At 59.7% G+C, this 20,194-nt stretch carries 18 protein-coding genes; 14 read left to right on the top strand and 4 right to left on the bottom strand.

The window, feature by feature from the left end; translation table 11 throughout:
* Positions 1 to 193: 193 nt before the first annotated feature.
* Complete coding sequence (locus KGB28_RS08610; protein WP_223444182.1) at positions 194 to 886, bottom strand: tellurite resistance TerB family protein; 693 nt, start codon at positions 884 to 886, stop codon at positions 194 to 196.
* Positions 887 to 1,080: 194 nt separating this feature from the next.
* On the opposite strand from KGB28_RS08610, the gene KGB28_RS08605 reads away from it, so the two are divergent.
* From KGB28_RS08605 to KGB28_RS08570, 8 genes are all read left to right on the top strand, one after another.
* Positions 1,081 to 1,995: a LysR family transcriptional regulator gene (locus tag KGB28_RS08605; protein WP_007975056.1), complete on the top strand. Its 915-nt coding sequence runs from the start codon at positions 1,081 to 1,083 to the stop codon at positions 1,993 to 1,995.
* A 105-nt stretch (positions 1,996 to 2,100) separates the two neighbouring features.
* Positions 2,101 to 3,600 (top strand): gamma-aminobutyraldehyde dehydrogenase, encoded by a 1,500-nt coding sequence (locus tag KGB28_RS08600; protein WP_223444181.1) that lies wholly within the window; start codon positions 2,101 to 2,103, stop codon positions 3,598 to 3,600.
* Between the two features lie 83 nt (positions 3,601 to 3,683).
* Complete coding sequence (gene ydcS / locus KGB28_RS08595; protein ID WP_223444179.1) at positions 3,684 to 4,835, top strand: putative ABC transporter substrate-binding protein YdcS; 1,152 nt, start codon at positions 3,684 to 3,686, stop codon at positions 4,833 to 4,835.
* A 185-nt stretch (positions 4,836 to 5,020) separates the two neighbouring features.
* Positions 5,021 to 6,058 (top strand): ABC transporter ATP-binding protein, encoded by a 1,038-nt coding sequence (locus tag KGB28_RS08590; RefSeq protein ID WP_223444178.1) that lies wholly within the window; start codon positions 5,021 to 5,023, stop codon positions 6,056 to 6,058.
* A gap of 1 nt (position 6,059) precedes the next feature.
* Positions 6,060 to 7,007, top strand: a complete 948-nt coding sequence (locus tag KGB28_RS08585; protein ID WP_223444177.1) for an ABC transporter permease — start codon at positions 6,060 to 6,062, stop codon at positions 7,005 to 7,007.
* The gene (locus KGB28_RS08580; protein ID WP_015093712.1) at positions 6,997 to 7,806 is read left to right on the top strand and encodes an ABC transporter permease; all 810 of its coding nucleotides are present in this window, start codon (positions 6,997 to 6,999) and stop codon (positions 7,804 to 7,806) included. The genes KGB28_RS08585 and KGB28_RS08580 overlap by 11 nt, the downstream gene beginning before the upstream one ends.
* Before the next feature lie 180 nt (positions 7,807 to 7,986).
* Positions 7,987 to 9,411: a gamma-aminobutyraldehyde dehydrogenase gene (locus KGB28_RS08575; protein WP_223444176.1), complete on the top strand. Its 1,425-nt coding sequence runs from the start codon at positions 7,987 to 7,989 to the stop codon at positions 9,409 to 9,411.
* Positions 9,412 to 9,653: 242 nt separating this feature from the next.
* The gene (locus tag KGB28_RS08570) at positions 9,654 to 11,138 is read left to right on the top strand and encodes an APC family permease (RefSeq protein WP_223444175.1); all 1,485 of its coding nucleotides are present in this window, start codon (positions 9,654 to 9,656) and stop codon (positions 11,136 to 11,138) included.
* A gap of 94 nt (positions 11,139 to 11,232) precedes the next feature.
* Here the strand turns inward: KGB28_RS08570 and KGB28_RS08565 are convergent, their stop codons facing one another.
* Together KGB28_RS08565 and KGB28_RS08560 are read right to left on the bottom strand one after the other, a co-directional pair.
* Positions 11,233 to 11,823, bottom strand: coding sequence for an RloB family protein (locus KGB28_RS08565; protein WP_411740580.1), 591 nt, complete (start codon positions 11,821 to 11,823; stop codon positions 11,233 to 11,235).
* Positions 11,824 to 11,825: 2 nt separating this feature from the next.
* The gene (locus KGB28_RS08560; RefSeq protein WP_223444173.1) at positions 11,826 to 13,076 is read right to left on the bottom strand and encodes an AAA family ATPase; all 1,251 of its coding nucleotides are present in this window, start codon (positions 13,074 to 13,076) and stop codon (positions 11,826 to 11,828) included.
* Between the two features lie 438 nt (positions 13,077 to 13,514).
* Here KGB28_RS08560 and KGB28_RS08555 point away from each other — a divergent pair, with 438 nt between their 5' ends.
* On the top strand, positions 13,515 to 14,021 hold the full coding sequence (locus tag KGB28_RS08555) for a Bro-N domain-containing protein (RefSeq protein ID WP_223444172.1): 507 nt from the start codon (positions 13,515 to 13,517) through the stop codon (positions 14,019 to 14,021).
* Between the two features lie 305 nt (positions 14,022 to 14,326).
* Here the strand turns inward: KGB28_RS08555 and KGB28_RS08550 are convergent, their stop codons facing one another.
* A complete protein-coding gene (locus KGB28_RS08550) occupies positions 14,327 to 14,512 on the bottom strand; it encodes a hypothetical protein (RefSeq protein ID WP_150754247.1) in 186 nt (61 codons plus the stop codon).
* A gap of 418 nt (positions 14,513 to 14,930) precedes the next feature.
* Here KGB28_RS08550 and KGB28_RS08545 point away from each other — a divergent pair, with 418 nt between their 5' ends.
* The 5 genes from KGB28_RS08545 to KGB28_RS08525 all read left to right on the top strand — a co-directional run bounded on the left by KGB28_RS08545 (position 14,931) and on the right by KGB28_RS08525 (position 20,093).
* Positions 14,931 to 16,559: a glucan biosynthesis protein D gene (locus KGB28_RS08545; RefSeq protein ID WP_223444170.1), complete on the top strand. Its 1,629-nt coding sequence runs from the start codon at positions 14,931 to 14,933 to the stop codon at positions 16,557 to 16,559.
* 277 nt (positions 16,560 to 16,836) lie between these two features.
* Complete coding sequence (locus KGB28_RS08540; RefSeq protein ID WP_223444168.1) at positions 16,837 to 17,751, top strand: glutamate/aspartate ABC transporter substrate-binding protein; 915 nt, start codon at positions 16,837 to 16,839, stop codon at positions 17,749 to 17,751.
* 193 nt (positions 17,752 to 17,944) lie between these two features.
* Positions 17,945 to 18,691, top strand: coding sequence for an amino acid ABC transporter permease (locus tag KGB28_RS08535; protein ID WP_056721091.1), 747 nt, complete (start codon positions 17,945 to 17,947; stop codon positions 18,689 to 18,691).
* Positions 18,691 to 19,362 carry an amino acid ABC transporter permease gene (locus tag KGB28_RS08530; RefSeq protein WP_223444186.1) on the top strand — a complete coding sequence of 224 codons (672 nt, stop codon included), beginning with the start codon at positions 18,691 to 18,693 and terminating at the stop codon, positions 19,360 to 19,362. Before KGB28_RS08535 ends, KGB28_RS08530 begins: the two co-directional genes overlap by 1 nt.
* Positions 19,359 to 20,093 carry an amino acid ABC transporter ATP-binding protein gene (locus KGB28_RS08525; protein ID WP_057716227.1) on the top strand — a complete coding sequence of 245 codons (735 nt, stop codon included), beginning with the start codon at positions 19,359 to 19,361 and terminating at the stop codon, positions 20,091 to 20,093. The genes KGB28_RS08530 and KGB28_RS08525 overlap by 4 nt, the downstream gene beginning before the upstream one ends.
* Positions 20,094 to 20,194 lie beyond the last annotated feature (101 nt).

The raw sequence follows: 20,194 nt of genomic DNA, 5'->3' as shown, positions 1-20,194 counted from the left end.
CTAATGAAGGGGATGGGTGCCAGGGGTGATTGGGTAGAAAGGGGCCGTGGAATGGCCATTGGGGCGGTGGTGTGGCTGAAAACGCCATCGCGAGCAGGCTCGCTCCCACATTGAATCTCTGGCGTACGCAGAATCTGTGATCACTGAAGACCTGATGTGGGAGCGAGCCTGCTCGCGAATGCAGTCTTAAGGTTTACAGGGAAGCCTGGCGAACCTGCTTCTCCAGCTCGGCTTTCAACCCCGGTTCGAGCTTGAGTTGGCGCGCCAGTTCGTCGAGGTAGGCCTTCTCCATGAAGTTTTCCTCGTCCACCATCATCACGCTGGCAATGTACATCTCGGCGGCGATTTCCGGGGAGCGGGCGGCGCGGGCGACATCGTTCGGGTCCAGCGGCTTGTTGAGCTCGGCGTGCAGCCAGTGTTGCAGCTCCTGGTCGCTGTCGAGCCGGGTGAATTCGCCTTCGATCAAGGCACGCTCACGCTCATCGACATGACCATCAGCCTTGGCCGCGGCCACCAGCGCCTTGAGAATCGCCTGACTGTGCAGCTCGACTTGCGCGGCCGGCACGCGGTCCAGGGTTTGCGGCTCTGTACCGGCTGCACCGCCCTGCTGCGCCTGCCAGTTACCATAGGCTTTATAGGCCAGCACGCCCAACGCGGCGAGACCGCCGTAGACCGCGACCTTGCCCCCGACTTTACGGGCCTTTTTGCTGCCGAGCAGCAAGCCCATGGCGCCTGCCGCCAATGCCCCGCCACTCGCGCCGGAGAGCAAGCTGCCGAGGGCACCGTTGCCACCGCTCGCGCCCTTTTGCTGTGAGCTGCCGGCCTTGTTCTGCAACAGGTCCTGGCCGGACTTGAGTAGTTGATCGAGCAATCCACGGGTGTTCATTTTCCGCCTCCACAAGACGTTTAACCTGAAACCAAGACCACCAGCCTAAAACGAAAGTGCCCACGCCCCGTGGGCGAGAGTGCTTCCAGATGTTGCATTGCCTCAATGCGCCCATTGCCGCTTGCGCCGGCCTATCAGAAAAAACGATATACACTCCTGCCAATCGATAAAAACAGCCCACCGGGTACTTTCCCATGATGACCTTGCGTCAGATCCGTCACTTCATCGCCGTGGCCGAGACCGGCTCGATCTCGGCCGCCGCGCAAACCGCGTTCATTTCCCAATCGACCCTGACCCTGGCGATCCAGCAACTGGAAGAGGAAATCGGCGTCAGCCTGTTCAGCCGCCACGCCAAGGGCATGACCCTGACCCACCAGGGGCATCAATTCCTGCGTCAGGCGCACTTGATCCTGGCCACGGTGGATAACGCCAAGCGCAGCCTGCAACAGAGCACCGACCAGGTTGCCGGGCAGCTGATCGTCGGCGTGACCAGCCTGGTGGCCGGTTACTACCTGGCGGATCTGCTCACCCGCTTCCAGCGCGCCTACCCCAACGTGGAAATCCGCGTGATGGAAGATGAGCGCCCGTACATCGAACATTTGCTGGTCAGCGGCGAGATCGATGTCGGTGTGTTGATCCTCTCCAACCTCGAAGACCGCCACGCCCTGCAGACCGAAGTGTTGACCCATTCGCCGCACCGGCTATGGTTGCCGGCCCAGCACCCGTTGCTGGAACACGACAGCATCAACCTCGCCGACGTGGCCCGCGAGCCATTGATTCAACTGAACGTCGATGAAATGGACCGCAACGCCCAACGCATGTGGTCGGCAGCCTCCTTGCAACCGCGTATCACCCTGCGCACGGCCTCGACCGAAGCGGTGCGAAGCCTGGTGGCCGCCGGTCTGGGCGTATCTATCCAGCCCGACATGACGTATCGCCCGTGGTCACTGGAGGGCGACATCATCGAAGCGCGGCCGATCGCCGACCTCAGCCAGACCCTCGATGTCGGCCTGGCCTGGCGTCGCGGCACCGCGCGGCCGGCACTGGTGGACCCGTTTCTCACGGTCGCCCGCGAACAACCCCACGGCGGGCGCAAGCCATCTATTTAATCGAACGCCGCCTTCAGTATTTAGTATTTGTTGTCCTCGGGTCCGCGAACTAGTCTTGTTGCATCCAATAAAGACGGCCGGGCCCCACTCACAGGGAGCGCTGCCATGTCTACACAAGAAGCCACACAAAAAACGAGAACCCGAAAAATGGCTGGCGCGCAGACCCCGTTGTTCACCGCATTGTTGATCGATGGTGAATTGGTTGCCGGTCAAGGCTGCGTCGAGCCGATTCTCAACCCCGCCACCGGGGAAGTCCTGACCCGAATCGCCGAAGCCAGCACCGAGCAAGTCGAAGCCGCGATCCTCGCCGCCCACCGTGCCTTTGCCGGTTGGTCACGGACCACGCCACAGCAACGTTCGAACCTGTTGCTGGAGATCGCCAACGCCATCGAAAAAAACGCCGACCTGCTGGCCCGCCTCGAATCCATGAACTGCGGCAAGCCGTTGCACCTGGCCCGTCAGGATGACCTGAATGCCACGGTCGATGTGTTCCGCTTCTTCGCCGGTGCCGTGCGTTGCCAGACCGGCCAGCTCAGCGGCGAATACCTGCCGGGCTACACCAGCATGGTCCGGCGCGATCCTATCGGGGTCGTGGCGTCGATTGCGCCGTGGAACTACCCGATCATGATGGCCGCGTGGAAAATCGCCCCGGCCCTGGCCGCCGGCAACACCCTGGTGTTCAAGCCGTCGGAACACACGCCGCTGTCGATCCTGGCCCTGGCCCCCGCGCTGGCCGAAATCCTGCCACGGGGCGTGATCAACATCGTTTGCGGTGGTGGCGAAGGCGTCGGCAGCCATCTAGTGAATCACCCTAAAGTGCGCATGGTGTCGCTGACCGGCGATATCGTCACCGGCCAGAAGATTCTCCAGGCCGCATCGAAAACGCTCAAACGAACCCACCTCGAACTCGGCGGCAAGGCCCCGGTGATCGTCTGCAACGATGCCGACATTCAGGCCGTGGTCGAAGGCGTACGCACCTACGGCTATTACAACGCCGGCCAGGATTGCACCGCCGCTTGCCGCATTTACGCCCAGGCCGGGATACATGACCGTCTGGTGGCCGAGCTCGGCGCCGCCGTCAGCAGCCTGCGTTTCGCCGGCAAGCGCGACGCCGACAACGAAATCGGCCCGCTGATCAGCACCCGCCAGCGCGATCGCGTGGCCAGTTTTGTCGAGCGTGCCCTCGGCCAGCCGCACATCGAGCGGGTGACCGGCGCAGCGGTGCATTCCGGCGCCGGCTTCTATTACCAGCCGACCCTGCTCGCCGGTTGCAAGCAAAGTGACGAGATCGTCCAGCGCGAAGTGTTCGGGCCGGTGGTCACCGTGACCCGCTTCGATGAACTCGAACAAGCGGTGGACTGGGCCAACGATTCGGAATACGGCCTGGCTTCGTCGGTCTGGACCCAGAACCTCGACAAGGCCATGCAGGTCGCGGCGCGCTTGCAGTACGGCTGCACCTGGATCAACAGCCACTTCATGCTGGTCAGCGAAATGCCCCATGGCGGCCTGAAACGTTCGGGCTACGGCAAAGACCTGTCCAGCGATTCGCTTCAGGACTACAGCGTGGTGCGGCACATCATGGCCCGCCATGGCGAGCATCTCTGACTACGCTAATAACAAGCCGCCAACGGCATGCTTCACCACGTTCACAACTGCCCCGACCATAATTTAAAGAAGAGGGAATTCCCATGTTCGTGCACAAGACCGCACTGCTCAGTGCAATCACCACCGCGCTGCTGGCCAGTGCCAGTGTCCAGGCCGCCGAGCCGCTCAAAGCTGTCGGGGCGGGCGAAGGCCAACTGGATATTGTGGCCTGGCCTGGCTACATCGAACGTGGCGAGAGTGACAAGGCCTACGACTGGGTGACCGGTTTCGAGAAGGAAACCGGCTGCAAGGTCAACGTCAAGACGGCGGCCACCTCCGATGAAATGGTCAGTCTGATGGCCAAGGGCGGTTACGACCTGGTGACCGCGTCCGGCGACGCCTCCCTGCGCCTGATCGTCGGCAAGCGTGTGCAGCCGATCAACACCACGTTGATCCCGAACTGGAAGAACCTCGACCCACGCCTGAAAGATGCGCCGTGGTACGTGGTCAACAAGCAGACCTACGGCGCCCCTTATCAATGGGGCCCGAACGTGTTGATGTACAACACCAACGTGTTCAAGACCGCGCCCACCAGTTGGGGCGTGCTGTTCAATGCGGAAAACCTGCCGGACGGCAAGCCGAACAAGGGCCGCGTGCAGGCCTATGACGGCCCGATCTACATCGCCGATGCGGCGCTGTACCTGAAGACCGCCAAACCGGAACTGGGCATCCAGAACCCCTACGAACTGAGCGAAGCCCAGTACAAGGCCGTGCTCGATCTGCTGCGCGCCCAGCAGCCGTTGATCCACCGCTACTGGCACGACACCACCGTGCAAATGAGTGACTTCAAGAACGAAGGTGTGGTCGCCTCAGGTGCCTGGCCGTATCAGGTCAACGGCCTGATGAACGAGAAGCAGCCAATCGCCTCGACCATCCCGAAAGAAGGGGCCACCGGTTGGGCCGACACCACCATGTTGCATGCCGAGGCCAAGCACCCGAACTGCGCCTACAAGTGGATGGACTGGTCGCTGCAACCGAAAGTCCAGGGTGACGTAGCGGCCTGGTTTGGCTCGTTGCCAGCGGTGCCGGCGGCGTGCAAGGAGAGCGAACTGCTCGGCGCCGAAGGCTGCAAGACCAACGGTTTCGACCAGTTCGACAAGATCGCCTTCTGGAAAACCCCGCAGGCTGAAGGCGGCAAGTTCGTGCCGTACAGCCGCTGGACCCAGGACTACATCGCGATCATGGGCGGTAGATAACCCGCCCTACCCTGTGGGAGCGAGCTTGCTCGCGATGAGGGCATTACAGTCAACATCTCTATCGACTGACAAGCCGCCATCGCGAGCAAGCTCGCTCCCACAGAAGTGCAGAAACCCGATGTTCGTTTTTCAGAAGTCCAGGCAGGGCCGCTGCGACGGCCTTCGCCTTTTTGGAGCACCGCACCATGACGCTTGCAGTCCAGTTCACCAACGTCTCCCGTCAATTCGGCGAAGTGAAAGCCGTAGACCGGGTTTCCATCGACATCCAGGACGGCGAGTTCTTCTCCATGCTGGGGCCGTCCGGCTCGGGCAAGACCACCTGTTTGCGCCTGATCGCCGGTTTTGAACAACCGAGCGCAGGTTCCATCCGCATTCATGGCGAGGAGGCCGCCGGCCTGCCGCCGTACCAGCGCGACGTGAACACCGTGTTCCAGGATTACGCGCTGTTCCCGCACATGAACGTGCGCGACAACGTCGCCTACGGCTTGAAAGTCAAAGGCATCGGCAAGGTCGAACGCCTCAAGCGCGCCGAGGAATCCCTGGAGATGGTGGCCCTCGGCGGCTACGGCGAGCGCAAGCCGGTTCAGCTCTCCGGCGGTCAGCGCCAACGTGTGGCCCTGGCCCGCGCCTTGGTCAATCGTCCGCGGGTGCTGCTGCTCGACGAACCCCTCGGCGCCCTCGACCTGAAGTTGCGCGAGCAAATGCAGGGCGAGTTGAAGAAGCTGCAACGCCAGCTCGGCATCACCTTCATTTTCGTCACCCACGACCAGACCGAAGCGCTGTCGATGTCCGACCGCGTGGCCGTGTTCAACAAGGGGCGCATCGAACAAGTCGATAGCCCGCGCAACCTGTACATGAAGCCGGCCACCACCTTCGTGGCGGAATTCGTTGGCACCTCCAACGTGATTCGCGGCGAGCTGGCCTGGCAGCTCAGCGGCAATCCGCAGCCGTTCTCGATTCGCCCGGAACACGTGCGTTTCGCCGAAGGCCCGCTGGCCAGCCACGAGATCGAGGTCAGCGGTTTGCTCCACGACATTCAGTACCAGGGCAGCGCCACCCGTTATGAGTTGAAACTCGAAAACGGCCAGACCCTGAACATCAGCCAGGCCAACAATCAGTGGATCGACAGCAGCGCGCAACACCAGACCGGGCAGCGCCTCAGCGCACGCTGGGCGCGAGAAGCGATGGTCCAGTTGCACGACACCCTTGCAGGCGGGATGTGAGATGAGCACCTTGGCTATTTCTCAAACCTCGTCAGGCGGCTCGCCGTTGCGCAGGTTTTCCAACCTGTTGTATCGCCGGCCGAACCTGTACCTTTCGATGCTGCTGGTGCCGCCGTTGCTGTGGTTCGGCGCGATCTACCTCGGCTCGTTGCTGACGTTGCTGTGGCAAGGCTTCTACACCTTCGACGACTTCACCATGGCGGTCACTCCCGACCTGACCCTGGCGAACTTCACCGCGCTGTTCCAGCCGTCGAACTTCGACATCATCCTGCGCACCCTGGGCATGGCGATTGTCGTGTCCATCGCCAGCGCCATCGTCGCGTTCCCGATTGCCTACTACATGGCGCGCTACACCACCGGCAAGACCAAGGCGTTTTTCTACATCGCGGTGATGATGCCGATGTGGGCCAGTTACATCGTCAAGGCCTACGCCTGGACCCTGCTGCTGGCCAAGGGCGGCGTGGCGCAGTGGTTCGTGCAGCACCTGGGGCTGGAGCCGGTCCTGCAGTTCGTGCTGGGCATTCCGGGGGTTGGCGGCAGCACCTTGTCGACCTCGCACCTGGGGCGCTTCATGGTGTTCGTCTACATCTGGCTGCCGTTCATGATCCTGCCGATCCAGGCCTCGCTCGAACGCCTGCCGCCGTCGCTGCTGCATGCCTCCGCCGACCTTGGCGCCAAGCCGCGCCAGACCTTCATGCAGGTGATTCTGCCGCTGTCGATCCCGGGCATTGCCGCAGGCTCGATCTTCACCTTCTCGCTGACCCTGGGCGACTTCATCGTGCCGCAACTGGTCGGCCCGCCCGGCTACTTCGTCGGCAGCATGGTGTACGCCCAGCAAGGCGCGATCGGCAACATGCCGATGGCCGCCGCCTTCACCCTGGTGCCGATCGTGCTGATCGCCATCTACCTGTCCATCGTCAAACGACTGGGGGCCTTCGATGCACTCTGAGAAAGCATCTCTCGGGCTACGCATAGCAGCCTGGGGCGGGCTGGTGTTCCTGCACTTCCCGATCCTGATCATCTTCCTGTACGCCTTCAACACCGAAGACGCGGCGTTCAGCTTTCCGCCCAAGGGTTTCACTTGGAAGTGGATCGGCGTGGCGTTCTCGCGGCCGGACGTGCTCGAAGCGATCAAGCTGTCGTTGCAGATCGCCTCGATTGCCACGCTGATCGCCATGGTCCTTGGCACATTGGCTTCGGCCGCGCTGTACCGCCGGGACTTCTTCGGCAAGCAAGGCATCTCGCTGATGCTGATCCTGCCGATTGCCCTGCCGGGGATCATCACCGGGATCGCACTGCTGGCGACCTTCAAGACACTGGGAATCGAGCCGGGGATGTTCACCATCATCGTCGGTCACGCGACCTTCTGCGTGGTGATCGTCTACAACAACGTCATCGCTCGCTTGCGCCGCACCTCCCACAGCTTGATCGAAGCCTCGATGGACCTCGGCGCCGACGGCTGGCAAACCTTCCGCTACATCATCCTGCCAAACCTCGGCTCGGCGTTGCTGGCCGGCGGCATGCTGGCGTTTGCCCTGTCGTTCGACGAAATCATCGTCACCACCTTCACCGCCGGCCATGAACGCACCCTGCCGCTGTGGCTGCTCAACCAGCTCAGCCGGCCTCGTGATGTGCCGGTGACCAATGTCGTGGCGATGCTGGTGATGATCGTGACCATGCTGCCGATCCTCGGCGCCTATTACCTGACCCGGGGTGGTGAGAGCGTTGCGGGTAGTGGCGGTAAGTAACTGACAACGATTACTCCCGGTAGGAACCGAATTCAATGTGGGAGCGGGCTTGCTCGCGAAGAGGCCATCACATTCAACAGTGATGGTGCCTGACACACCGCTTTCGCGAGCAAGCCCGCTCCCACAGTTAGAGCCGGTTTCCACAGAGAAAAAAACAACAGTTCCGAAGAGGACAAAACCATGCAAACCAAACTCTTGATCAACGGCCAACTGCTCGCCGGCGAAGGCCCCGCCCAACCCGTATTCAACCCAGCCTTGGGTCGTGTGCTGGTGGAAATCAACGAAGCCAGCGAAGCCCAGGTCGATGCCGCCGTGCGTGCCGCCGACGCCGCGTTCGACAGCTGGTCGCATACCCCGCCGAAAGCGCGCTCGCTGCTGCTGCTCAAACTCGCCGATGCCATCGAAGCCCACGGCGAAGAGCTGGCCAAACTGGAATCGGACAACTGCGGCAAGCCCTACAGCGCCGCGCTGAACGACGAGATCCCGGCGATTGCCGACGTGTTCCGCTTCTTCGCTGGCGCCAGCCGCTGCATGAGCGGTTCGGCCGGTGGCGAGTACCTGCCCGGCCACACCTCGATGATCCGCCGCGACCCGGTGGGCGTGATCGCGTCCATCGCGCCGTGGAACTACCCACTGATGATGGTCGCCTGGAAAATCGCCCCGGCCCTGGCCGCCGGTAATACCGTGGTGCTCAAGCCGTCGGAACAAACCCCGCTGACCGCCCTGCGCCTGGCCGAACTGGCGTCGGACATTTTTCCGGCCGGTGTACTCAACCTGGTGTTCGGCCGTGGTCCTACCGTCGGTAGCCCATTGGTCACCCACCCGAAAGTGCGCATGGTGTCGCTGACCGGTTCGATTGCCACCGGCTCGAACATCATTTCCAGCACCGCCGACAGCGTCAAACGCATGCACATGGAGTTGGGCGGCAAAGCCCCAGTGATCATCTTCGACGACGCCGACATCGATGCCGCCGTCGAAGGCATCCGCACCTTCGGTTTCTACAACGCCGGGCAAGACTGCACCGCCGCCTGCCGCATCTATGCCCAGGAAGGTATCTACGACAAGTTCGTGGAGAAACTCGGCGCCGCCGTCAGCAGCATCAAGTACGGCTTGCAGGACGATCCGTCGACCGAACTCGGCCCGCTGATCACCGCGCAACACCGCGACCGCGTTGCCGGTTTCGTCGAGCGCGCCATCGCCCAGCCGCACATTCGTTTGATCACTGGCGGCAAGGCTGTCGAGGGCAACGGCTACTTCTTCGAACCGACGGTACTGGCCGATGCGCTGCAGGACGACGAAATCGTCCGTCGCGAAGTGTTCGGGCCGGTGGTCTCGGTGACTAAATTCAGCGACGAAGCGCAAGTGCTGGGCTGGGCCAACGATTCGGACTACGGCCTGGCCTCCTCCGTGTGGACCGCCGACGTCGGCCGCGCCCATCGCCTGTCCGCCCGTTTGCAGTACGGCTGCACCTGGGTGAATACGCACTTCATGCTGGTCAGTGAAATGCCTCACGGCGGTCAGAAACTGTCCGGCTATGGCAAGGACATGTCCATGTACGGACTCGAGGACTACACCGTTGTGCGGCATGTGATGTTCAAGCACTAGAAAAAGCATCGTCGGATCGCCGCCCGGAGCAAGCTCGCTCCCACAGGTACTGCGCAGTCCATGTGGGAGCGAGCTTGCTCGCGATGGCGTCACCGCAACTTCAAGGAAGAAACCGGCACCCAGCACCACCAGGCTCCACCCCAAAGAAGACAAAACAATAACCACCGATCCGGGCGGCGCTCCCAAAGCCCCGTCACGGTTTCGGACATCCGAAATCTGCCGATTTTCCGGAGCAATCACACATGAGTGCATCACCCGATCTCTCTGCAGCCCTTGCCGACAGCGATGCCGAGCAACTACGCAAGCTGGGTTACACCTCCAACTTCAATCGCAGCATGAGCCTGTGGGAAAACTTCGCCCTGGGCTTCACTTACCTGTCCCCGGTCGTCGGGGTGTATACCCTGTTCGGCCTGTGCCTGGCCGCCGGCGGGCCACCGATGTTCTGGGCTTACTTGCTGGTTGGTTGCGGCCAGTTGCTGGTGTGCCTGATCTTCGGTGAAGTGGTTTCGCAGTTCCCGATTTCCGGCGGTGTGTACCCGTGGGCTCGCCGCTTGGTGGGCAAGCGCTGGGCGTGGATGGTCGGCTGGATCTACTCCATTGCCCTGTGCGTAACCATCGCCGCCGTTGCGGTCGGTGCCGGTCCGTACCTCGCCGCCATGATGGGCTTTGAACCGAGCAACAACACCAACATCATCATCGCCCTGTTCCTGACGCTGTTCGCCACCCTGGTCAACCTCAGCGGCACCAAAGTGCTGGCGCGCATTGCCATGTTCGGCTTCCTCTGCGAACTGGTGGGCGCAGTGATCGTCGGCGTTTACCTGCTGATCTTCGAGCGTCATCAGCCCATCAGCGTGTTGTTCAACACCTTTGATATCAGCGTCGACGGCTCGTACCTGCCGGCGTTCCTCACCGCGTCGCTGGCGGGGATGTTCCTGTACTACGGCTTCGAGGCTTGCGGCGACGTGGCCGAAGAAACCCCGAACCCGAGCAAGAAAATCCCGGTGGCCATGCGCATGACCATCTACATCGGCGGCATCGCGGCGATGTTCGCCTGCCTGGCGCTGATCCTGGCTGTGCCGGACATGCAAGCGGTGATCAACGGCACCGACAAGGATCCGGTCACCACCATCCTCAACAACGCCTTCGGCCCGGTCGGTTCGAAAGTGGTGATGGGTGTGGTGATGATTTCCTTCATCTCCTGCGTGATCAGCCTGCAAGCGGCGGCCAGTCGTCTGCTGTATTCCTACGCCCGTGACGAAATGGTCATCGGCAGCCGACTGCTGAAGAAGATTTCCCCTACGACTCAGGTTCCTGTCGCGGCTCTGTTCGTCTCTGGTGTCCTGCCGGCACTGATCATCATCCTCGGCTTCTTCCTGCAAGACGCTGTCGCCACCATCGTCAGCTTCGCGGCCATCGGCATCTACCTGGCGTTCCAGATGATCGTGCTCGCGGCCCTGTACGCCCGCCTGAAGGGCTGGAAACCCAGCGGCAAATTCACCCTCGGCGCCTGGGGCTGGGCGGTGAACATCGGCGCGCTGGTCTATGGTGTCGGCGCCATCATCAACATGGCCTGGCCACGTACGCCGGATGCCTCGTGGTACATCAACTACGCGATGGTGCTAAGCACGGCCATCGTCATTGGCCTGGGCCTGCTCTACATGTGGATCGCCAAGCCGTATGACCACGGTATGGCGCCTGCTGGGGATGCCTGGAAGGTTAGTCGGTAAAGTATTGGCCTTCGAACAAACACCCTGCCCGTCGCGATGCGGGCAGGATTCACGGCGCTAGATTGGCTGGGGTTTAGAGAGGCTTTCGAATTCATCAATCAGTAAATGGATTTCGGTACTGGGATTCGGTTCGCCGCTGATGGCGACGTCTTCGAGGATCTTCGGTGCCAGGGTTCGTGCCGTTTGGAACGGGTTCTCCCAACAGTTGGGCAAAGTAACTGATGTCTTTGCCCTTCTCGTATTTCTCCATGCTGGTTTTTTCTCGCAGACTCTTGCTAACCAAATCGCCCGGGGAGCGTTTGCCGACAGCTCTGAAGGGCTTTCGGTTGAAACCGAAGTGCAGCAGAAGCCAAAACTCAAAGCAGGGATACGATGCAATGACTTTGATCTTTGGATGGGGTTGCGCAACATTCAATGCCCGCTGAAAGCAAAGGTGTGTATCGCGATCCAAAACACAAAACACTTTGTCGAAGCGCTTCTGCCGGATGATTGCTCGCTCAACAATGCCACTCGGATGCGTGACACCGCAGTGAGCAATTTCCACCTGAGCCTTGGCCCGAAAATAAAATGCAGCCTCTTCCAGATATCGCTTTCCTGACTTGCTGTCCTCGCACAGCACCAACACTTTAGGCTGAGGCTTGTACAGTGAAGTCTTGCGATCAAATGACTTACCTGAGTTCGCCATGCTTATCCCTGCCTTATCAGCGGTAATCCGCGATAGCGGCCTTCAAAGTAGCGTTTCTCGACATCCTCACTCTCTCGCCCCTCAAAATCGTGAATGGAAAACAAACACGTGGCGCCGTTGACATCACGTTCGGTAATCCAGAACTGATCCCGCCGCAGGATCTTTTCATTCATGAGATGGGTATCGTGCGTTGTAAAAATCAGCTGGGTATCGAGGCCACTGTCCAGATGCTTGCCGATCAAGTCAGCGACAATGTCTGGATGAAGACTGCTGTTGAGCTCATCGACACAAAGCACCCCGCTGCCACCCGCCTGATTCATCATGAACCAGGGCAACCAAAAACCAATCAGGTTCTTTGTACCGCACGACTCTTCCGAAAAATCAAACTCCGCAGCACCTAAATGACTGGAGTGTGTGAGGGTCACTTTGTTCTTTTGAACCCCCGCGAAGATCTCCTTCAGGGTAGGTTCCTTATTGTTCTGAACGGCATCGAACCCGTCTGAATTGAGCTCAATGATAGAGACCGGAATGTCCAATGCCTTGAGAAAGTCCCGAAGGTCGTTCGTTTGGCTCGATTCCATCTGAAGAAATCGGATCGACGCCGTCGACAGCTCCATCATGCTGTTCTGCTCGACCACGAGAAGTCCGGTTTGGAACCAGCTGAACGGCATTCGCAACTGAGTCATTTCTTCATTGCTGTTCTTCACGGCCTGCGCGAGAAAGAGCATTTTCGGGCTCGTCAGACGCCGCCATGCGCCGTGCACTTCTTTCCCGCCCTCCAGCGTTTTCCCGAAAATATAACGCTCCCCTTCGGCGTCGAATTGGCGGTCATACAGGAGCGTTTCTTTCCCTCTCGGATAAGAGAGCAACTGCTCTTTGACAATCCGCTGCCCAGTTAACCCCAGCACAAACCGATAGCGCAGCCCTCCTTGAATGAAGTTGTATTCAAATACGCTGGGCGCAACCTTCAACGCGCGATCAAAACGAAAAGGCGAAACAGATAGCAATTCGTCACCGGGATTGGATTCCGTTGCGAGCAAGCGCCCGACGATCCCCATCGCGTGGACCAATGAAGACTTGCCGGAAGCGTTTGGGCCGTAAATCGCAGCCACCTTCAACAGATCGGGGAGCTTTTCTGCGCAGGGCGGTTTGATTGTGTTACGCATTTTGCTCAGGCGCGGAGCCGCCGCCATGGACAAGGTTTGCCTGTCCCGGAAAGAGCGGTAATTGGTAACCGAGAATTCGATCAGCATGGAGAAAACCTGCAGTTCGTTTGCTGGATTCGAATACATAAAGGAAAAAACGCGCTTCAGGTGCTGCTTCTCTGCAGTCAATGCAAAAACAGAAAATTCCTACAGGCGCAGCCTTCCTGAAAAACGCTCGATTCCTACAACACGCGTCGCCAGAGTAGACTTGGCGCCGCGAGCGCCTGATCGATAGGCTTCATCCCGTCGCTGCCAAATCAGCGGCCCGGAGTCGAAGCCGGAACAAGTCAAAACGGTGCTCGTGTGCCCCCATAGAACTGTGGCTGTTTTATGCCTTCAGTTCTGCATTATGGCGGGCCGTGTGGCGCGGGCCTTTCGGCTTCCGTTTTGACTTGGAAGTGTCCCGACTTCGAACGCCACTCGGTCCGCCACCCAACCTGTCGAAGGGTTCGTGGTGACTTTCCAAGCCAAAACGGAAATCACGCCATGCCAATGCATCCTCAAAGCTCGCCTCTTCCCTATTTCGATCCCACCGTCTTCACCCGCCACAACCGCTTCCTTCACGCCTTCATGCAAGACAACCAAGCCTGGTTCTGTGTTCAGGACCTTGGGCGCCTGATGGGCAAACCCCTGAATGAACGGCTCACCCGGAAACTCGATCCCGACCAACGTCGCAGCGTCTGGCTGCTCAAGGACGGCAAAACGGTCGAAACCCTGATGGTCAGCGAATCTGGCATGTACGCCTTGCTGGTTCACCACTTCGTCCCGGAAAACCGCAATCTGCGCCAGTGGTTGAGCAACGAAGTCATACCCTCGCTGCGTGATGCGAAATCAGCGCCTGTGGAAAACCTGCCAAGCCTGAGTTCCTTGAATTTGGCCGGAGTTTCGGTGCCCTTGCTGCATTACCAACATCACGCCTGGATCAAGTGGCGAGACATGCCTGAGTTGATGCAGGTGCAGCGCCCCTTCCCAATCGCGGGCACCTGCCGTTGAAGGGATAAATCGAGCTGATAAAAAAGGGACAGACATCTCAGTCCGTCCCTTTGGTTTGAGTCCTCTCAATTAATGGTCCTGCGGAATGAGTTATATCCACATGAACGAGACTCGCAGCGTCAAACGAACCATCATCGAAATGATTCCATGTGATAGCTCGTTTGCAGAGGCGTATCTCCATAAGCTCGACCGGCAATCTGTCCGACAGCAAGCAATCGACGCCGGCATAGCCGACGCTGATGCAGGCAGGTTAACCAGCCTGGCTACCGTGAAGGCCAAATGGCTCCCACGGTAACCAGCCCGGCTCAAAACCGCGAAACACTCCTCATCGCATCCACCAGATACCTCATCGCTATCCGGTCGTTCTCCGACAATTCCCGATAGCGCTCCACCAGTTTCAGTTCCTCAGAGTTGAGTCGGCGTCTTCGCCGCCCGCTGGCCAGGCACGGAAAGATTCCCAACAATTCAGTGATGTTCTGTACTTTCGACATGGACGATGTCCTTCTCTAGACGTCAAAGAAACTGCAAAAAACCGCATCGCCCTATCCCTTTTTCAGCAGGCGCTGGGTGCCCGCTGAACCGCACCGGTCCGAAGGGCATAAACCGGTCATGTGCACAGAATAGAAATATTCCGGGCGCTGAAAAGCAGTTTTTAGAGTAATTAGTCGAAAAAAGCAGAAATGCCCTGTAAATCAGAAACCCCTGTCGGAATTGTTTCCCGACATGTCTTGTTTCATTGCCGAGCCGGCGCAGTGCCATCAATCAATTTTGCTCTGCAATCGAACGGTTTAAGCTATCGGGCATCTGTTTAAAAGTCCGTTGCGTTTGGCCGAAGGCATGTCCGAACCGATATTTCTGATCCAGCACGTGCCAGGAACGGCGCGGGATTGCTCACGACAGGTTGTATTTATGCACCGCAGGAACTTGCTCAAAGCCTCCATGGCCATCGCGGCCTACACCGGCTTGTCCGCCACGGGCCTGTTGGCCGCCCAGGCCTGGGCCGCCAGTGGCGGCACCGCTGATGGCGAGGCCACCGCGTTCGATTTCGAGGCGCTGAAGCTCCAGGCCAAACAGCTCGCCAGCAATCGCTACCAGGACACCAAGCAACAGTTGCCGCCGACCCTGGCGACCATGACGCCGCAGAACTTCAATGCGATTCGCTACGACGGCAATCATTCGTTGTGGAAAGAGCTCAAGGGCCAGTTGGACGTGCAGTTCTTCCACGTCGGCATGGGGTTCAAGCAGCCGGTGCGCATGTACAGCGTCGATCCGACAACCCGGATGGCCCGCGAGGTGCATTTCCGCCCGTCGCTGTTCAACTATGAAAACACCACGGTCGACACCGCACAGCTCAAGGGCGACCTGGGTTTCTCCGGCTTCAAGCTGTTCAAGGCCCCGGAACTGGACAAGCACGATGTCGTGTCCTTCCTCGGCGCCAGTTACTTCCGTGCGGTGGACGCCACCGGCCAGTACGGCTTGTCGGCCCGCGGACTGGCGATCGACACCTACGCCAAGAAGCGTGAAGAATTCCCTGACTTCACCAAGTTCTGGTTCGAGACACCGAACAAGGACAGCACCCGCTTCGTGGTCTACGCCCTGCTCGACTCGCCGAGCGCCACCGGTGCCTACCGTTTCGATATCGATTGCCAGGCCGAGCGCGTGGTGATGGAGGTCGATGCCCACGTCAATGCACGTACCGCCATCGACCAGTTGGGCATCGCGCCGATGACCAGCATGTTCAGTTGCGGCACCCACGAACGCCGGATGTGCGACACCATTCACCCGCAAATCCACGACTCCGACCGCCTGGCCATGTGGCGCGGCAACGGCGAGTGGATCTGCCGCCCGCTGAACAACCCGGCGACCCTGCAATTCAATGCCTTCGCCGATACCGACCCGAAGGGCTTCGGCCTGGTGCAGACCGACCACGAGTTCGCCAGCTATCAGGACACGGTCGACTGGTACAGCCGCCGCCCGAGCCTGTGGGTAGAACCGACCACCGCGTGGGGTGAAGGCTCGGTCGATCTGCTGGAGATCCCGACCACCGGCGAAACCATGGACAACATCGTCGCCTTCTGGACGCCGAAGAAACCGGTAGCTGCGGGGGATTCGTTGAACTACGGCTACAAGCTCTACTGGAGCGCATTGCCGCCAGTCGGAACGCCGTTGGCACGGGTCAACGCAACCCGTTCCGGGATGGGCGGCTTCACCGAAGGCTGGGCGCCAGGCGAGCATTACCCGCCAGTCTGGGCCCGTCGTTTTGCCGTGGACTTCACCGGCGGCGGCCTGGACCGCTTGCCTGAAGGCGCGGGCATCGAGCCTGTAGTCACTTGCTCGAACGGCGAGGTCAAGGATTTCAGCGTGCTCAAGCTTGATGACATCAAAGGCTACCGCATCCTGTTTGACTGGTACCCGACCAATGACAGCGTGGAGCCTGTCGAGCTGCGCCTGTTCATCCGCACCAACGACCGCACGCTGAGTGAAACCTGGTTGTACCAGTACTTCCCGCCGGCTCCCGACAAGCGCAAGTACACCTGATGATCGGGTAGCACCCTGCCACCATTCGGTTTTCCGAACGCGACCTGCGGGTCGGTTCGGTTAACCGGATCACCTCAGTGAAATCTCAACGCAAAAAATATTTAATTCCCTTATAAATCAACCTCTTGATCAATTCACACTGGTCTGGCACGAGTCATGCTCTACACTTCTTCGACGAATGTCCTTTGCGCCGACTCATCGTAGCGCTCAGGTGTTTTGCAGCACAAAAGGGCCGATGAACTGGCTCCATAAAAAAAACAATGTCGAGGAAAATTTGATGCGCATCGTTCCCCATATCCTGGGCGCAGCCATTGCTGCCGCTCTGATCAGCACGCCAGTTTTCGCCGCCGAGCTCACCGGCACCCTGAAGAAGATCAAAGACTCCGGCACCATCACCCTGGGCCATCGCGACGCTTCCATTCCGTTTTCCTACATTGCAGACGCTTCCGGCAAACCGGTCGGCTACTCCCACGACATCCAGTTGAAAGTCGTCGAAGCCATCAAAAAAGACCTGGACATGCCGAACCTCCAGGTCAAGTACAACCTGGTGACTTCGCAAACCCGCATCCCGCTGGTGCAGAACGGCACCGTGGACCTCGAGTGCGGCTCCACCACCAACAACGTCGAGCGTCAGCAGCAAGTTGACTTCTCCGTTGGCATCTTCGAAATCGGTACTCGCCTGCTGTCCAAGGCAGACTCCAAGTACAAGGATTTCCCTGACCTGGCCGGCAAGAACGTCGTGACCACCGCCGGCACCACGTCCGAGCGCATCCTCAAGTCGATGAACGCCGACAAGCAGATGGGCATGAACGTCATCTCCGCCAAAGACCACGGCGAGTCGTTCCAGATGCTGGAAACCGGCCGTGCAGTGGCCTTCATGATGGACGACGCCCTGCTGGCCGGTGAAGCCGCCAAAGCCAAGAAGGCAAGCGACTGGGCCGTGACCGGCACTCCACAGTCCTTCGAAATCTACGGCTGCATGGTGCGCAAAGGCGACGAGCCGTTCAAAAAGGCTGTGGATGACGCCATCAAGGCCACCTACGCATCGGGCGAGATCAACAAGATCTACGACAAGTGGTTCATGCAGCCAATCCCGCCAAAAGGCCTGAACCTGAACTTCCCGATGAGCGACGAACTCAAGGCCCTGATCGCCAAACCGACTGATAAAGCGGCTGACGACAAGAAGTCCTGATTTCTGACTAACCTTATCTCCTGAGAGGGCCCTCGCCCTTTCAGGAGGTGGTCACTTCCTGCTGGCATTTCTGGAAACACTCGAACCGGTGGCTGTCGAGCCGGTAGCGTGTGCCTGTCCCTCAAGGACAGGCGGGAACGGAGCTTCCCCCAAGCGGGCACTTGTACATCGATTGAACTGAGGGGAGACCCTAATGAATTACAACTGGGACTGGGGCGTGTTCTTCAAGTCCACCGGCGTGGGCAGCGAGACCTATTTCGACTGGTACGTGTCCGGTCTGGCCTGGACCATCGGTATCGCCATCGCGGCCTGGATCATCGCCCTGACACTGGGCTCGATCCTGGGCGTCATGCGTACCGTGCCGAACCGCATCGTATCGGGCATCGCCACCTGCTACGTCGAACTCTTCCGTAACGTGCCGCTGCTGGTTCAGCTGTTCATCTGGTACTTCCTGGTACCCGACCTGCTGCCGGCGGATCTGCAAGAGTGGTACAAGCAGGATCTGAACCCGACCACCTCGGCCTTCCTCAGCGTCGTCGTGTGCCTGGGCCTGTTCACCACCGCCCGGGTTTGCGAACAGGTGCGCACCGGTATCCAGGCCCTGCCAAAAGGCCAGGAATCCGCGGCCCGCGCCATGGGTTTCAAGCTGCCGCAGATCTACTGGAACGTGCTGCTGCCCCAGGCCTACCGGATCATCATTCCGCCGCTCACCTCGGAATTCTTGAACGTCTTCAAGAACACCTCCGTGGCCTCGCTGATCGGCTTGATGGAATTGCTCGCGCAGACCAAACAGACCGCCGAGTTCTCCGCCAACCTGTTCGAAGCCTTTACCCTGGCAACGCTGATCTACTTCACCCTGAACATGAGCCTGATGTTGCTGATGCGCATGGTCGAGAAGAAAGTCGCCGTACCGGGCCTGATCTCTGTAGGGGGTAAATGATGGAATTCGACTTCTCGGGCATCATCCCGTCCCTGCCGGGCCTGTGGAACGGCATGATCATGACCCTCAAGCTGATGGCCATGGGCGTGGTCGGCGGGATCATCCTCGGCACCCTCCTGGCGTTGATGCGTCTGTCCCACAGCAAGCTGCTGTCGAACATCGCCGGCGCGTACGTTAACTATTTCCGTTCGATCCCGTTGCTGCTGGTGATCACCTGGTTCTACCTGGCGGTGCCGTTCGTGCTGCGCTGGATCACCGGCGAAGACACGCCGATCGGCGCATTCGCCTCGTGCATCGTGGCCTTCATGATGTTCGAAGCGGCGTACTTCTGCGAAATCGTCCGTGCCGGTGTGCAGTCGATTCCCAAGGGCCAGATGGGCGCTGCCCAGGCTCTGGGCATGTCTTACGGCCAGATGATGCGCCTGATCATCCTGCCGCAGGCGTTCCGCAAGATGACCCCGCTGTTGCTGCAACAGAGCATCATCCTGTTTCAGGACACCTCGCTGGTCTACGCCGTCGGCCTGGTGGACTTCCTCAATGCTTCGCGCGCCAGTGGCGACATCATTGGCCGCTCCAATGAGTTCCTGGTTTTCGCCGGTCTCGTGTACTTCATCATCAGCTTTGCCGCCTCGCAGCTGGTCAAGCGTCTGCAAAAAAGGTTCGCCGTATGATCTCTATCAAAAGCATCAACAAGTGGTATGGGGACTTCCAGGTACTGACTGATTGCAGCACCGAGGTCAAAAAAGGCGAAGTGATCGTGGTGTGCGGGCCGTCCGGTTCCGGCAAGTCGACCCTGATCAAGTGCGTCAACGCCCTGGAACCGTTCCAGAAAGGCGACATCGTGGTCGACGGCACCTCCATCGCCGACCCGAAGACCAACCTGCCGAAACTGCGTTCGCGCGTGGGCATGGTGTTCCAGCACTTCGAGCTGTTCCCGCACCTGACCATCACCGAAAACCTGACCATCGCACAGATCAAGGTGCTGGGCCGCAGCAAGGAAGAAGCCACCAAGAAAGGCCTGCAACTGCTCGAACGCGTCGGTCTCTCGGCCCATGCCCACAAGCATCCAGGCCAACTGTCCGGTGGTCAGCAACAGCGTGTGGCGATCGCCCGTGCACTGGCGATGGACCCGATCGTCATGCTGTTCGACGAACCGACCTCGGCGCTGGACCCGGAAATGGTCAACGAAGTGCTCGACGTGATGGTGCAACTGGCCCACGAAGGCATGACCATGATGTGCGTGACCCACGAAATGGGCTTCGCCCGTAAAGTGGCGGACCGGGTGATTTTCATGGACCAGGGCAAGATCATCGAAGACTGCAAGAAAGAAGAGTTCTTCGGCGACATCAACGCCCGAGCCGAACGTACGCAGCACTTCCTCAACAAGATTCTGCAGCACTAAGCAAACACCGTTCCCCAAATGTGGGAGCGGGCTTGCTCGCGAAGACGGCGGCACATCCAACATAGATGTGACTGACACACCGCTTTCGCGAGCAAGCCCGC

Origin of the sequence: Pseudomonas sp. BF-R-19, from assembly GCF_019956445.1 — a bacterium.
GTDB classification, from domain to species: domain Bacteria; phylum Pseudomonadota; class Gammaproteobacteria; order Pseudomonadales; family Pseudomonadaceae; genus Aquipseudomonas; species Aquipseudomonas fluorescens_BH.
The sequence above is the reverse complement of the archived record's forward strand: the minus strand, read 5'-3'. Positions and strand labels throughout refer to the sequence as shown.